The following is a 12544-nucleotide window of genomic DNA, read 5'->3' as shown; positions in this document are numbered from 1 at the left end:
TCAGGCCGCCATGAACTCAGCGGGCGTGGGAGAGGATCCGCGCCACCTTGTCCGGATCTATGTCCTGCTGCTCCCCGAGCGCAGTCAGGCCGAAGCGCTTCAGGTTGGAGCAGATGGCCGGGATGCAGCGCTCGTCCAGGCCATAGTCGGCGAGGCGGGTGCCCACCCCCATCTGCTGGAAGAACTGCTCGGTGCGGATGATCGCCTCCTCGATGCGCAGCGCCTTGTCCTCCCGGCTGGAGTGCCAGACCCGCTCGGCAAACTGGGCCAGCTTCTCCTGCTTCTGGGCGGCCTGCGCGCGCAGCAGGGAGGGCAGCACCACCGCCAGACTCTGGGCATGATCCAGCCCGTGCAGGGCGGTGAGCTGATGGCCGATGGCATGGGTGGCCCAGTCCTGGGGCACGCCGCGACCGATGAGGCCGTTGAGCGCCAGGCTGGCGGCCCACATCAGATTGGCCCGCACCTGATAGTCGGTGGGATCGCTCAGCGCCTTGGGGCCGTTATCCACCAGCACCTGCAACAGTCCCTCCGCCAGCCGATCCTGCACCTCGCCCCCCACCGGGAAGGTGAGGTACTGCTCTATGATGTGCACGAAGGCATCCACCACCCCGTTGCCGACCTGGCGCACCGGCAGGCTGTAGGTGGTGGTGGGATCCAGCACCGCAAACTGCGGCAGCACCAGCGGATTGTAGAAGGAGAGCTTGGCCTCCCCCCGGCTCACCACGGCGGCGGGGTTGCTCTCCGAGCCGGTGGCGGGCAGGGTCAGCACGCAGCCGAGCGGCAGCGCCGCCTTGATCGGTGCCTTGTGCTGCAGTATGTCCCAGGGATCCTCCCCCTCGAAGCAGGCGGCGGCGGCCACGAACTTGGTGCCATCCACCACTGAGCCACCCCCGACCGCCAGCAGGAAGTCGATGCGCTCGCGTTTCACCAGCGCCACCGCCTCCATCAGCTGATCGTATCTGGGGTTGGCACCTATACCGGGAAACTCCAGCCACTCCCGCCCCGCCAGCGCCTCGGTCAGCTGCTCATAGACCCCGTTCTGCTTGATGCTGCCACCGCCATAGAGCACCAGCAGGCGGCTGCCGCTCGGTATCAGCTCGGACAGGCTGGCGATCTGGCCCGCGCCGAAGCAGATGCGGGTGGGGTTGGCATATTGGAAGTTGTACACGGCAGAGCCCTCGGTTGAATGCATGCAGGGGAATTGTGCGCCCGCACTCCCGCGAGGTCAAAAACGGGAGCTTGTTACCAAAATGGGGAGGCGGTTGTTGCCGGCATAGGTACTCAGCTGTGACTCTGCTATGGTGGTCACCGGGCAGGGCCATAGCCCCTCCCATCGTCATGGCGCCACCGCCGTTTCGCCATCGGGCGCCTCTCACGGGGTTCCGTTTTCTAGCCATAGGGTCTCAATCATGAAACTGAAACACGCATGGATTGCTGGTTTGTTTGCACTCGCATCCGCTACACAGGCCGCCGAGGTCATCACCAACGTGGCGATCACCCCAGGCCAGGCCCAGCTGGCGGAAGAGGTGACAGCCAAGGCCACGGTGACCGCCATCGACATGGCGACCCGCAAGGTCAGCCTGAAGAATACCGAGGGTGAGAGCTTCGATCTGGTCGCCGGTGACGAGGTGACCAATCTCAAGAACGTCAAGGTGGGTGACGAGGTCGCGCTCAGATACCTGCAACTGCTGGATCTGGAGCTGCTCAAGGGCACCGCCGGGGTGAGAAAACGCGTGGTGGAGACCGAGGGAGGCAAGGCCGCTGCGGGGCAGAAACCGGCCGCCGGCGCTGGCATGCAGGTCACCATCTATGCCGACGTCATCGATCTCGACAAGCAGCAGCAGACCATCAAGGTCAAGGGCGTGGACAAGACCCTCACCCTCAGGGTGAATGATCCGGCGCAGTTCGCCCTGATTGCCAAGGGTGACCAGATCAAGGCCGTCCAGACCACGGCCGTCGGCATCGGGATCGAGCCGCAGACGAAATAACCGCTCACATCCCCTTCACTCATGCACAGGGAGGGCCCAGGCCCTCCCTTCTTCATGCAGGGCGATCGGCGTCCATACCCTGATCGCCGCCGGGCAAGCGCTTGCCCCCCGCCACCAAAGATTGCCGTTTGAGCCATGAGCCGCGGCTTATGCGCTCTGCTTCTCGCCCGTCTGCTTGCCGCTGAGGCGATCCATGGCCGCCTTGAGCATGGCGTCACGCTGCTCGGTCAGCGCCTTGGTCTGCTGTTCGCGCTGCTCGCTCGACAGCTGCTGGTTGTCGGCCACCCCCTTGAGCTGGCTCTCGAGATCGTCAAATTTCTTGCGATCGAAGCCGAGCGCCTTGTCCACCAGCTGCTGCATCCCCAGGTTGTTGACGCCCCCCGTCGGGGAGGAACCCTTGCCACTCTTGGCCAGGTGCTCGTAGGTCAGCACCTGCTGTGCCTTGCCGGTCAGCCGCTGACTGGAGAGGCTGACCTGCTGCTCCCAGCCGCCGCCCTGCGGGCCGTCGTCTGCGCCTAGGGTGGCCAGGGCGCGGTTGTGGGACGCACTCTGGGCGAGTTGCTGACCATAAGGTTTGATATCCATGAAGGCTCCAAGCTGTCTGCCGATCCGGCGTGCGGGGAGGGATCCCCGTCATGACCGACAAGGTGAGCAAGTTACAGGCCAACTTGCCCTCCCCACCCGGATAGCAGTATCCCCATCACCGATCTGCTGCCGCAGGCGGCCATCTCAACAGATGTCACCAATAGGGTCAGTGCTGGCCATACAAAGATCAATAATGAACACGCGATCACAAAATAAACAACCACAGAGGCATACCATGCCGGCGCACAATACAGTCAGGACGCCGTATTGTGGATGATATGTTTGCAAAACCAATAATATGCAGACCAATTCACCGGCATCTTCCCCTTGCCGCATCCGGCCTGTGGCAACCCGCATCTCATCCCTCGCCTGACTCTCACTCACCTCAACGTTCGGGCAACCTCATGAAAATACATACCTTGAGTCTCCTCTCCGCCACCCTGATCGGCCTGCTGGGCACCAGCGCCGACGCCTGTACCGGCCTCATCGTCGGCAAGGGCGCCAGCGCGGATGGCAGCATCATGATCGCCAGAAATGAGGACTTTGGCGTCAACAACTGGAACAAGTACCTGGTCTTCCGCTCCGCCCAGCAGAACGAAGGCAAACGCTGGAGACTGGGCAATGGCCTGGAGGTGCCCATGCCCAAGGCCTTCCTCGCCTACTCCGCCATCCGCGACTGGGATGCCGCCACCAGCGATCCGGCCGGCAAGTATTACGAGGAGCGTGGCATCAACGAGTTCAACGTCGCCCTCTCGGCCACCACCAGCGCCGAGGTCAACGAGCGGGCGCAGAAGGCCGATCCACTGATCGAGAAGGGGGTCATCGAGGCCATCATCCCCAGCCTGATCCTGCCCCAGGCCAGGACGGCGAAGGAGGGGGTAGAACTGCTCGGCCACTACGTGGAGACCCATGGCGCCGGCGAGGGTAACAGCCTCTATCTGGCGGATGTGAACGAGGCCTGGCTGATGGAGATAGGCTCGGGCCACCACTGGATCGCGGTGCGGGTGCCGGACGACAGCTACGCCATGGTGGCCAACGGCCTGCGCATCCACGGCGTCAATCTCGATAGCCCGGATGTGCTCCACTCCCCCAGGCTGCTGGAGTTCGTGCGAGAGCACAAGCTGCTCGACAAGGCAGATCCGAGCGATTTCAACTTCGCCAAGGCGTTCGGGGTCATCGCCGACCCCTACAACGTGGACAGGGAGTGGCTCGGCCAGCAACTGCTGACCGCCTCCCACCAGCAGCCCACCCGTCAGGCGCAGTATCCGCTGTTCATGAAGCCCGATGCCCCCATCGCCGTGCCGGATGTCACCCGCCTGCTCAGCGCCACCTACCAGGGCACCCCGCTGGAGGGCAAGGCGGATCGGCCGATCCGCATCGATCGCCAGCTGGAATCCCACATCATCCAGCTGCGCAAGGAGATGCCCAAGGAGCTGCAGGGGCTGATCTGGCAGAGCTACGGGGTGCTGGCCGAGTCGGTGATGGTGCCGCTCTACAATACCCTTGAGAGCTACCCCCTGCCCTATAGCACCGGCAGCGACAGCTACTCCGATGACTCCGCCTACTGGCAGTTCCGCAGCCTGACCGCGCTGGCCAGCACCCAGCCGGACAAATACCTGCCGCTGCTGCGCGGCGTCTGGGGCAAGCAGAGCGACAAGCTCTACAAGGAGGTGGCGGTGCTCGACCAGGCGCTCAAGCAGACCTATGCCAGCGACAAGGGGACGGCGCTGCGCCTCGCGTCGGACTACTCCTACGGTCAGCTGGAGCAGAGCTATCAGCTGGCCAAGGATCTGCGCTACAAGCTGATGACGGATCTCACCAAGCGCAGCGAGAAGAAGTACTCGGAGGCGGAGTTCAAGAAGATCATGAGCCTCTGACCGGCTCGTCAAAACAGAAGAGGCACCCTGGGGTGCCTCTTCTCATTTCGTCAAACGGGGCAATCAGCGGCGGCTGATCTGGAGCGGACCGAAGGTCTGGGCCACCGGCATGATCTCGATGCTGTTGATGTTGACGTGGGCGGGCTGCTGGCTGACCCAGAGCACTGTGCTCGCGATGTCTTCCGGCTGGATCGCCTGCACCCCCTGATAGACGGTGGCCGCCTTGGCATCGTCACCGTGGAAGCGCACGTTGGAGAACTCGGTGCCGCCGCACAGGCCCGGCTCCACGTTGGTGACGCGGATGGCGGTGCCCGCCAGATCGGCGCGCAGGTTCAGGCTGAACTGCTTCACGAACGCCTTGGTGGCGCCGTAGACGTTGCCACCCGGATAGGGGTAGGTGCCGGCGATGGAGCCGATGTTGACCACGTGGCCGCGGTTGCGCACCACCATGCCCGGCAGCAGCAAGCGGGTGAGCAGGGTCAGGCCACTGATGTTGGTGGCGATCATCTGCTCCCAGTCTTCGAGGTCCGCCTTGTGGGCGGGCTCCAGCCCGAGCGCCAGACCGGCGTTGTTGACCAGCAGATCCACCTCTTGCCAGGCGACCGGCAGGCCGTCGATGGCGGCCTGGGTCCCGGCCTTGTCCTGCACGTCGAACACCAGCGGCAGGAAGTCATCCCCCAGCTCACCGGCCAGGGCGGCCAGCCGCTCGGCACGGCGACCGGTGCCGATCACCCTGTAGCCCGCATTCACCAGCAGGCGACTGATCGCCTCCCCGAAACCGGACGAGGCGCCCGTTACCATTGCTATCATCTGAACCTCCATTGTTATCATCTTGTTGAAACAAAAACGAATTCATTCATCCAGCCCGCGACCGCCCCTGCGCCAGAGGAAGGCCAGCAGGTGCAGCAGCAACAGGCCGCTGCCCCCCAGGGCGAACAGCAGGCCGGTGAGGGCATTGACCGAGGCATCGGCGCCGAACCACCACCAGGCCAGCCAACCCGCCAGCCCGATGACCAGGGTCTGGAGGGCGCAGGCCCGGCAGCGCCCGAGCTTGGCCCTGATGGCGGTGGCGAGGCAGTCGTCACAGCTCATGCCGGCCCCTCGATGCCGAGGCAGCACGGCTCATGCCAGCCCCTGCTCACCGGATCCCAGCGGCAGCACCAGCCGGTGCGCGTGCAGGCCTGGCCCGTAGTAATCCGGCAGCCGGAGTCGGGGGCGGAACCCCAGCCTCTGGTAGAGGGTCTGGGCCTCGGGGTTGGCATCGGCGACCTCGAGCCGGATGGCGCCCCAGCCCGCCTGCCGGCCCTCTTGGATCACCTGCTCCAGCATGCGGCGGGCCCAGCCCTGGCGGCGCACCGTCCAGCGGATGGCGAGGGTCTGGATCACCAGCCGATCCCAGCCCCTGTGCTCCAGCACGCTGAGATAGCCCATCAGCTGGGCCTTGTCGTCCAGCAGCAAGAGGGTACGCCCCTTGGCCTGGGTGAGCAGATAGTGCCAGCGGCTGCGGCCGAAGGCGACCTCGGGGGGAAAACAGTAGCGTTCCAGCTTAACGATGGCGCCCAAATCATCGGTTCGGGCGGCGCGCAGGGTCAACACGGGGAGTCCTTGTTCGGTTATTTATCCTCAGCACCAGAAATGCGACTTGTATCACAAGTTACCAAGGCGGCATATTAGGCACTGTAACCTCTTGTTTCCCCTCGCGCCATTGTCGTGCTTGTCGGTGCATCGAAGCCCACTGGGGATCCTGCCGTCCAGGCAGTCTGATCTGTGGAGCCGAAAATATGAGTACCTATGTCATCGTCGAGGAGCTGGGCGACTGGCCCTGCCATGCCGATTATCTGCTGACCGCCCGCACCTACCTGCAACACGGCCTGCCCACCACCGGTGGCCGCCCCCGCATCATCAACCTCTGTCGCAGCCTGGAGCACCTGAGCGCCGGCTATTACTGCTCCCTGCTGGCCCAGGCCCGCAGCCACCACTGCCTGCCCGGCCTGCAGGCCATCAGCGTGCTGCAACCCCAGCAGCCGCCGGCCAAACTGTGGCGCAAGCTGCAGGGCTGGCTGACCCGGCAGAGCGAGGACAGGATCCGGGTGCGCGCCATCTTCGGCCAGTGCGAGCAGAGCGAGCTGGCGGGGCTGGCCCGCTACTACTACGGCCTGAGCCAGCTGCCGCTGCAGGAGCTGACCCTCAAGCGCGGCCGCCACGGCTGGTCGGTGCGCCAGCAGCAGAGCCTGTCGCCGCTGGCACTGAGCCAGAGCGAGAAGGCGCTGATGCTGCAACACGCCCAGGCGCTGGTCGGTGCCGGGGATGAGGAGCAGGCGGCGCCGCGCTACCAGCTCGCCATCCTGATGGATCCCAACGATGGCCGCGCCAGCAGCGATGCCCTGGCGCTCGAGCGCTTCATCCGGGCCGCCGCCGCCCAGGGGATCCAGGCCGAGCTGCTGCCCCCCTCCGCCATCGAGCGGCTGCCGGAGTTCGATACCCTCTGGCTGCGCGCCGAGACCGCGGTCGGCCACTACACCTTCGAGTTCGCCCGCCGCGCCGAGCAGCTCAAGATGCCGGTGATCGACAGCTCCCGCGCCATCCTCGCCTGCAGCAACAAGCTCTACCTCTACGAGCTGATGGTGCGCAGCGGCGTGCCCATGCCGCCGACCATGGTGGTGACCCGCCGCGGCCGCCACCAGGTGGACGAGCTGGTGCAGCGCCTCGGCCTGCCGCTGATGGTGAAGGTCCCCGACGGCGCCCAGGGCCGGGATCTGGCCATGGCCAGCGACGAGACCCAGCTCGCCCGCCTGCTGGACGAGGGGCTGGGCCGCTCCGCCCTGCTGCTGGTGCAGAGCCGGATCCCCGCCGAGTTCGACTGGCGCATCGGCTTTCTCGACGGCTCACCGCTGTTCGCCTGCCGCCGCTTCCGGCCGGAGCCGGGCAACCGCATCCGCCGCCGCAAGCACCCCCTCGACCTGAGCCGGATCGAGGCGCTGCCGCTGACCGAGGTGCCGGAGCGGGTGCTGCAGACCGCCCGCCGCGCCGTGCATCAGCTCGGCAACGGCCTGTTCGGGGTCGACCTGCGCCAGCAGGGTCGCGACTGCGTGCTGCTGGAAATCATCGACAATCCCTGGATACGTGGCGATATTGAAGACAGAGAGGCCAAAGATCTCTACGAGCGCCTGGCCAGGGCCTTCCGGCAACGACTGGAGAACCGGGGGCAGAGCGCGGCAGGATAACGAGCAGGGTGGCAGAGGTGGATATGATGACAACGCAGTGGTGGGACATAGCGCCCCTTGGCTGGGACAACATCCTGGCCTGTCTGGTGTGTGGCGGCCTGGTCGGGCTGGAGCGGCAGTTGCACGGCAAGCCGGTCGGCATTCGCACCTCCTCCCTCATCGTGGTCGGCACCTACTGCTTCCTCGCCATCGGCGCCGCCGTCCGCCCGCTGCCCGCGGATCAGGCACGGGTGCTTGGCCAGCTCATCACCGGCATCGGCTTCCTCGGCGCCGGGGTCATGATGACCCGGGATGGTCAGGTGCTGGGGGTGACCTCGGCGGCCACCATCTGGATGCTGGCCGCCCTCGGCGCCCTCATCGGCATGGGAATGCTGCGCCAGGCGCTGCTGCTCACCGGTGTGACTCTGGGGATCCTGGTGGGGGTCCACTATCTGGAGACCAGCTTCAAGAGCCTGCGCCGTGGCGTGCACAACCGGCTCGAGCACTGGCGCAGCGGCAATGATCGCAGGGTCCCGACCAGCTCCCATCAGGAGGAGCTGGGCAGCGGCATCGAGAAGTGATGCCCCTGCGCCCGGCAACAAAAAGGGCTCCGCGATGGAGCCCTTTTTCATGTTTGTCCCGTCACTACTGCAGTTGCAAGAAGCGGCCGCTCAAGGGGGGCAGCGCCACCGTCAGGCTGCTGCCACCGATGGGGAGGCGCTCGCCGCTCTGCAGATCCACCAGGGCGCTGCCGCCGCGCAGCCTGGCCACCGGCAGGCTGTAGCTCTGGGGGGTGCTGGAGACGTTGAGCAGGTAGACGATCTGCTCCGCCGCCGTCTGCTTGATGTCGCCGTAGACGCTGCCCTCGGCCACCAGCTTGACCCGCTCCCCCTGATAGAGGGCGGGATGCGCGGCGCGCAGGGCCAGCAGCTCGGCGAGCCACTGCTTGAGCTCGGCCTGCTCACCGTCCGGCACGAAGCCGGTGACACCCGGCACCTTGCCGTCGCTGCGGGCCACGTGATCGTCGCACAACCCCTGGGCCGCACAGTCGCCGCTCACCTGCTGGGCAAAGCCCGGCACCTCGTCGCCGAACTCCTCACCGTAATAGAGGGTGATGGGACCGGAGCGGGCCGCAAGGAAGCTGAAGGCCGCCTTGTGACGCAGCCAGTAGTCCGCCGGATCGAAGTTGCCGCGCTCCAGCAGATCACCGAAGCGCACCAGATCGTGGTTGCCCAGCATCAGGTTCGGCATGGCGTGATCCGGGTAGTTCTCCACCTTGTTCCAGCTGGCGTCGAGCACGCTGGCCCCCTGCCCGCCCTTGCCGGACTCCTCCACCGCCAGCGCCTGCATCAGGCCGTAGCGCAGCGGGAAGTCGAACGCCGAGGGCAGCGCCGGGTTGTCGCTCGGGCCATAGGCCTGGGTGCGGATCTCGTCCGCCCCCTTCCACACCTCGCCCACCATATAGCCGAGCGTGCCCCACTGCTGGCCGGCCGCCTTGCGCGCCGCACTGGCCTGCTCGACCTCGGCGCGAATGGCGCGCCACTCATCCAGCCCGAGCTGGTAGGCCTGATCCAGCCGCCAGCCGTCGATGCCGTACTGCTCAACCCAGTGACGCGCCACCTCCTCGAAGTAGGCGAGGCTCTCGGGCTTGCCGTAGTCCACCAGCTGGCCCGGATAACCGACGCCGCCGCTCTTGAGGGCCGGCAGGCGCCCCTCGGGCGAGGGCTTGCTCACCCCGACCTTGTTGACGTGGCCGAACACCCCGTCGAGGAAGACATAAAGGCCGCGCTGGTGCGCCGCATCCACCAGCTGCTTGAGCTGGGCGTTGCTGCCAAAGTTTGGATCCACGTTGAAGAAGTCGCAGGCGAAGTAGCCGGTGGCATCCAGCCTGTCGTCGCCGCCCTGACCGGCGCAGGAGTCGAACACCGGGGTCAGCCAGATGGCGTTGACGTTGAGGCTCTTGATGTGATCCAGGCTGGCGATGATGCCCTGCAGATCGCCGTTGTGCCGGGAGGGACCGTAACCGACGCCGTAGTTGGCGGCGCCATCGCCGTCGACGAATGACTCCACCATCACCTGGTAGATCCTCAGGTTGCAGGCGGGCTGATCATCCCCATAGCAGGCGCGGCTGCTGGCCGCAGGAGGGGGATTGACGATCGGCGGCTGGGTCTCGGCGCTGGAGCCGCCCCCGCTGCCGCATGCCGACAATAACAAGGCGGCCCCGAGCAGACCGCCATAACGCAACTTTCCCTGTTTCATTGTCATCTTCCCGCTGTGGTGGCATGGACGCAGATGCGCCGCATCTGGGACCATGATAACGGTCGGAACGCATGGGGTATGTGACTGAAAACGTTATCTGGCTCAACGAGTTAGCATGTCAGCTCAGTGCAGGTTGCGCTCGTCGACGGGCTGGATCAGGTGATAGACCTCCTGGGCGGCCAGCACGCAACCCCCCGGCCACTCCAGCTGATGGCGGCGATTGATGAAGACCCGGGCGCAGTGGCGCGCCGAGGGGATACTGGCAAACAGCGGTTGCTCGCGCCAGGGAGTCAGGTCCAGCACCCCAGTGGTGCCGTCCGAGAGCACCACGAACAGGCACCACTCCCGCAGATACTCGACATCGAGAAAGACCGGCATGAATTCGGCTCCGATTGAGAGAGTTCGGCGCCATTATAGAAAAGCCCTTCTCCCCGCTTTGTAGCGGGGATCACACTAATCCCAGTCGTTTATGCTGTCTTTTTACCCTCTCGAAACTGCTCATTAAAAAATTAATATTATCAATAACTTGCTTTTCACCACCCCGCCGCAACCTTTCCCCACCCCCACTGTCATAACCCTGCAAGATAAGAAAAAGTGCCCTCGGATGGGCATCAAGAAATTGGCTTTATCAGGAATAACAATGACAAAAATAAGACATTGGCTGGGTCCATTTTGGCCCATCGCCATTTTTTCGGCGATCGCGCTCATCGCCCTCTCCGCCAGCCGGATAGCCCTCGGACTCTGGCAACAGGAGCGGGTCGATGCCGTCGCCGGCTGGTCACAGCTGCTGCTGCAAGGGCTGCGAGTCGACTTTGCCACCCTCTGCTGGCTGTGGGGCGTCCCCGCCGTCTTCACCCTGCTGCTGGCCGGCCCCCATGCCCTGGGCCGCGCCTGGCTGCAGCTTATCCGGGTCTGGCTGACGCTGGGACTCTGGCTGATGCTGTTCCTGGAGATCTCCACCCCCTCCTTCGTCACCGAGTACGGGGTGCGCCCCAACCGCCTCTATATCGAATACCTCATCTACCCGAAGGAGGTGCTCGCCATGCTGTGGGCGGGCCGCAAGGGTGAGCTGCTGCTGGCTCTGGTGTTCAGCCTGCTGACCCTGGGGGGAGGCTGGTGGCTGAGCGGACGCCTGATGCGGCACCTTAGCTTCCCGCGCTGGTACCTGCGCCCGGCCTTCGCCCTGCTGATCCTGGCCATCGGCTTCCTCGGCGCCCGCTCCAGCCTGGGCCACAGGGCCCTCAACCCCGCCATGGTGGCGTTTGCCAGCGATCCCCTGATCAACGCCCTGACCGTCAACTCCTCCTACTCCCTGTTCTTCGCCATCAAGCAGATGGGCAACGAGGAGAGCGCCGGCGAATTCTATGGGGAGCTGCCCAGGGAGCGGATCCTGGAGCTGGTGCGCCGGGAGAGCGGCCGCCCCGACCAGGATTACAGCTCCGAGACCCTGCCCAGCCAGACCGCCAACGAGGCCAGCTATGCCGGCAAGCCGAAGAACCTGGTGATCCTGCTGCAGGAGAGCCTCGGTGCCCAGTTCGTCGGCTCCCTCGGCGGCCTGCCGCTCACCCCCAACCTAGATGCGCTGTCACAACAGGGCTGGGCCTTCGAGCAGCTCTATGCTACCGGCACCCGCTCGGTGCGCGGCATCGAGGCCGTGCTCACCGGCTTTACGCCGACCCCGGCCCAGGCCGTGGTCAAGCTCGGCAAGAGCCAGACCAACTTCTTCACCATCGCGGATCTGCTCAAGCAACGGGGCTACAGCACCAGCTTCATCTACGGCGGCGAGAGCCACTTCGACAACATGCGCAGCTTCTTCCTCGGCAATGGCTTCACCACCATCATCGAGCAGAAGGACTTCGAGAATCCGGTATTCGAAGGCTCCTGGGGCGCCTCGGACGAGGATCTGATGGCCAAGGCCGACGAGACGTTCCGGGCCCTGAGCAAGCAGGGCAAGCCCTTCTTCAGCCTGGTGTTCAGCTCGAGCAACCACGATCCGTTCGAGTTTCCCGACGATCGCATCGCGCTCTTTGAGCAACCCAAGCAGACCCGCAACAACGCCGCCAAGTACGCGGACCATGCCGTCGGCGAGTTCTTCAAGCAGGCCCGCCAATCGGACTACTGGCAAGACACCCTGTTCCTGGTCATCGCCGATCACGACAGCCGGGTCAGCGGCGCCGATCTGGTGCCCATCCCCCGCTTCCACATTCCCGGGGTCATCGTCGGCGAGGGGATAAAGCCTCGCCAGGACTCGCGGGTCGTGAGCCAGATAGACATGGCGCCGACCCTGCTCTCCCTGATGGGGATAAGCGCCGACTATCCCATGCTGGGCAAGGATCTGACCCGCATGCCGGACGACTGGCCGGGGCGAGCCATCATGCAGTACGACAAGAACTTCGCCCTGATGCGGGGCAAGGACGTGGTGATACTGCAGCCGGAGCGGCCGGCCGAGGGCTATCGGTATGATGCCGCCAGTCAGCGCCTGCAACCGGCGCCCCAGCCCGATGAGCTCAAGGAGGCGGCGCTGGGCCTGGTGCTCTGGGGCAACCTGGCCTATCAGCAGGGACTCTACCAGACGGCGCCGGACAGCCGCCTGGTGCTCAACTGAGGGTCAGCCACCGCCAGAAAAAAACCG

12 protein-coding genes are annotated in these 12544 nt (G+C 65.2%); 5 read left to right on the top strand and 7 right to left on the bottom strand.

Annotation, left to right across the window (positions count from 1 at the left end; all coding sequences use genetic code 11):
- Positions 1-16: 16 nt before the first annotated feature.
- Entirely contained in the window at positions 17-1192 is a 1176-nt protein-coding gene (locus tag EL255_RS02045) for an iron-containing alcohol dehydrogenase (RefSeq protein WP_084228240.1), read from the bottom strand.
- Between the two features lie 247 nt (positions 1193-1439).
- Between EL255_RS02045 and EL255_RS02040 the strand changes: the two genes are divergently transcribed.
- Positions 1440-1988 (top strand): hypothetical protein, encoded by a 549-nt coding sequence (locus EL255_RS02040; RefSeq protein ID WP_232018893.1) that lies wholly within the window; start codon positions 1440-1442, stop codon positions 1986-1988.
- Positions 1989-2135: 147 nt separating this feature from the next.
- Here EL255_RS02040 and EL255_RS02035 read toward each other — a convergent pair whose 3' ends face one another.
- Complete coding sequence (locus EL255_RS02035) at positions 2136-2573, bottom strand: hypothetical protein (protein WP_042651958.1); 438 nt, start codon at positions 2571-2573, stop codon at positions 2136-2138.
- Positions 2574-2977: 404 nt separating this feature from the next.
- On the opposite strand from EL255_RS02035, the gene EL255_RS02030 reads away from it, so the two are divergent.
- A complete protein-coding gene (locus EL255_RS02030; RefSeq protein WP_042651957.1) occupies positions 2978-4450 on the top strand; it encodes a C69 family dipeptidase in 1473 nt (490 codons plus the stop codon).
- Between the two features lie 63 nt (positions 4451-4513).
- On the opposite strand, the gene EL255_RS02025 is transcribed toward EL255_RS02030, so the two are convergent.
- Genes EL255_RS02025 through EL255_RS02015 form a run of 3 tightly spaced genes read right to left on the bottom strand, consistent with a single transcriptional unit; the run spans position 4514 to position 6046 of the window.
- Positions 4514-5260, bottom strand: coding sequence for an SDR family oxidoreductase (locus EL255_RS02025; protein WP_042652184.1), 747 nt, complete (start codon positions 5258-5260; stop codon positions 4514-4516).
- Between the two features lie 42 nt (positions 5261-5302).
- Complete coding sequence (locus tag EL255_RS02020; RefSeq protein WP_042651956.1) at positions 5303-5542, bottom strand: DUF3624 family protein; 240 nt, start codon at positions 5540-5542, stop codon at positions 5303-5305.
- Between the two features lie 30 nt (positions 5543-5572).
- Positions 5573-6046, bottom strand: a complete 474-nt coding sequence (locus EL255_RS02015; RefSeq protein ID WP_042651955.1) for a GNAT family N-acetyltransferase — start codon at positions 6044-6046, stop codon at positions 5573-5575.
- 185 nt (positions 6047-6231) lie between these two features.
- On the opposite strand from EL255_RS02015, the gene EL255_RS02010 reads away from it, so the two are divergent.
- Both EL255_RS02010 and EL255_RS02005 read left to right on the top strand, forming a co-directional pair.
- The gene (locus EL255_RS02010) at positions 6232-7674 is read left to right on the top strand and encodes a RimK family ATP-grasp domain-containing protein (RefSeq protein ID WP_042651954.1); all 1443 of its coding nucleotides are present in this window, start codon (positions 6232-6234) and stop codon (positions 7672-7674) included.
- A gap of 23 nt (positions 7675-7697) precedes the next feature.
- Positions 7698-8234: an MgtC/SapB family protein gene (locus EL255_RS02005; protein ID WP_042651953.1), complete on the top strand. Its 537-nt coding sequence runs from the start codon at positions 7698-7700 to the stop codon at positions 8232-8234.
- 64 nt (positions 8235-8298) lie between these two features.
- On the opposite strand, the gene EL255_RS02000 is transcribed toward EL255_RS02005, so the two are convergent.
- Complete coding sequence (locus tag EL255_RS02000; protein ID WP_042651952.1) at positions 8299-9912, bottom strand: alpha-amylase family glycosyl hydrolase; 1614 nt, start codon at positions 9910-9912, stop codon at positions 8299-8301.
- Positions 9913-10035: 123 nt separating this feature from the next.
- A complete protein-coding gene (locus EL255_RS01995; protein WP_042651951.1) occupies positions 10036-10290 on the bottom strand; it encodes a DUF2442 domain-containing protein in 255 nt (84 codons plus the stop codon).
- Between the two features lie 262 nt (positions 10291-10552).
- On the opposite strand from EL255_RS01995, the gene EL255_RS01990 reads away from it, so the two are divergent.
- Positions 10553-12517 carry an LTA synthase family protein gene (locus tag EL255_RS01990; RefSeq protein ID WP_042651950.1) on the top strand — a complete coding sequence of 655 codons (1965 nt, stop codon included), beginning with the start codon at positions 10553-10555 and terminating at the stop codon, positions 12515-12517.
- Positions 12518-12544 lie beyond the last annotated feature (27 nt).

The organism is Aeromonas encheleia (assembly GCF_900637545.1).
GTDB classification, from domain to species: domain Bacteria; phylum Pseudomonadota; class Gammaproteobacteria; order Enterobacterales; family Aeromonadaceae; genus Aeromonas; species Aeromonas encheleia.
This window is presented reverse-complemented; position numbering and strand designations above follow the sequence as displayed.

Bases quoted from the DNA above. Each gene is read 5' to 3' on its own strand.
- EL255_RS02025 (WP_042652184.1), bottom strand. From the start codon at position 5,260: ATGATAGCAATGGTAACGGGCGCCTCGTCCGGTTTCGGGGAGGCGATC.
- EL255_RS02045 (WP_084228240.1), bottom strand. From the start codon at position 1,192: ATGCATTCAACCGAGGGCTCTGCCGTGTACAACTTCCAATATGCCAAC.
- EL255_RS02005 (WP_042651953.1), top strand. From the start codon at position 7,698: ATGATGACAACGCAGTGGTGGGACATAGCGCCCCTTGGCTGGGACAAC.
- EL255_RS02020 (WP_042651956.1), bottom strand. From the start codon at position 5,542: ATGAGCTGTGACGACTGCCTCGCCACCGCCATCAGGGCCAAGCTCGGG.
- EL255_RS02030 (WP_042651957.1), top strand. From the start codon at position 2,978: ATGAAAATACATACCTTGAGTCTCCTCTCCGCCACCCTGATCGGCCTG.
- EL255_RS01995 (WP_042651951.1), bottom strand. From the start codon at position 10,290: ATGCCGGTCTTTCTCGATGTCGAGTATCTGCGGGAGTGGTGCCTGTTC.
- EL255_RS01990 (WP_042651950.1), top strand. From the start codon at position 10,553: ATGACAAAAATAAGACATTGGCTGGGTCCATTTTGGCCCATCGCCATT.
- EL255_RS02010 (WP_042651954.1), top strand. From the start codon at position 6,232: ATGAGTACCTATGTCATCGTCGAGGAGCTGGGCGACTGGCCCTGCCAT.
- EL255_RS02000 (WP_042651952.1), bottom strand. From the start codon at position 9,912: ATGAAACAGGGAAAGTTGCGTTATGGCGGTCTGCTCGGGGCCGCCTTG.
- EL255_RS02035 (WP_042651958.1), bottom strand. From the start codon at position 2,573: ATGGATATCAAACCTTATGGTCAGCAACTCGCCCAGAGTGCGTCCCAC.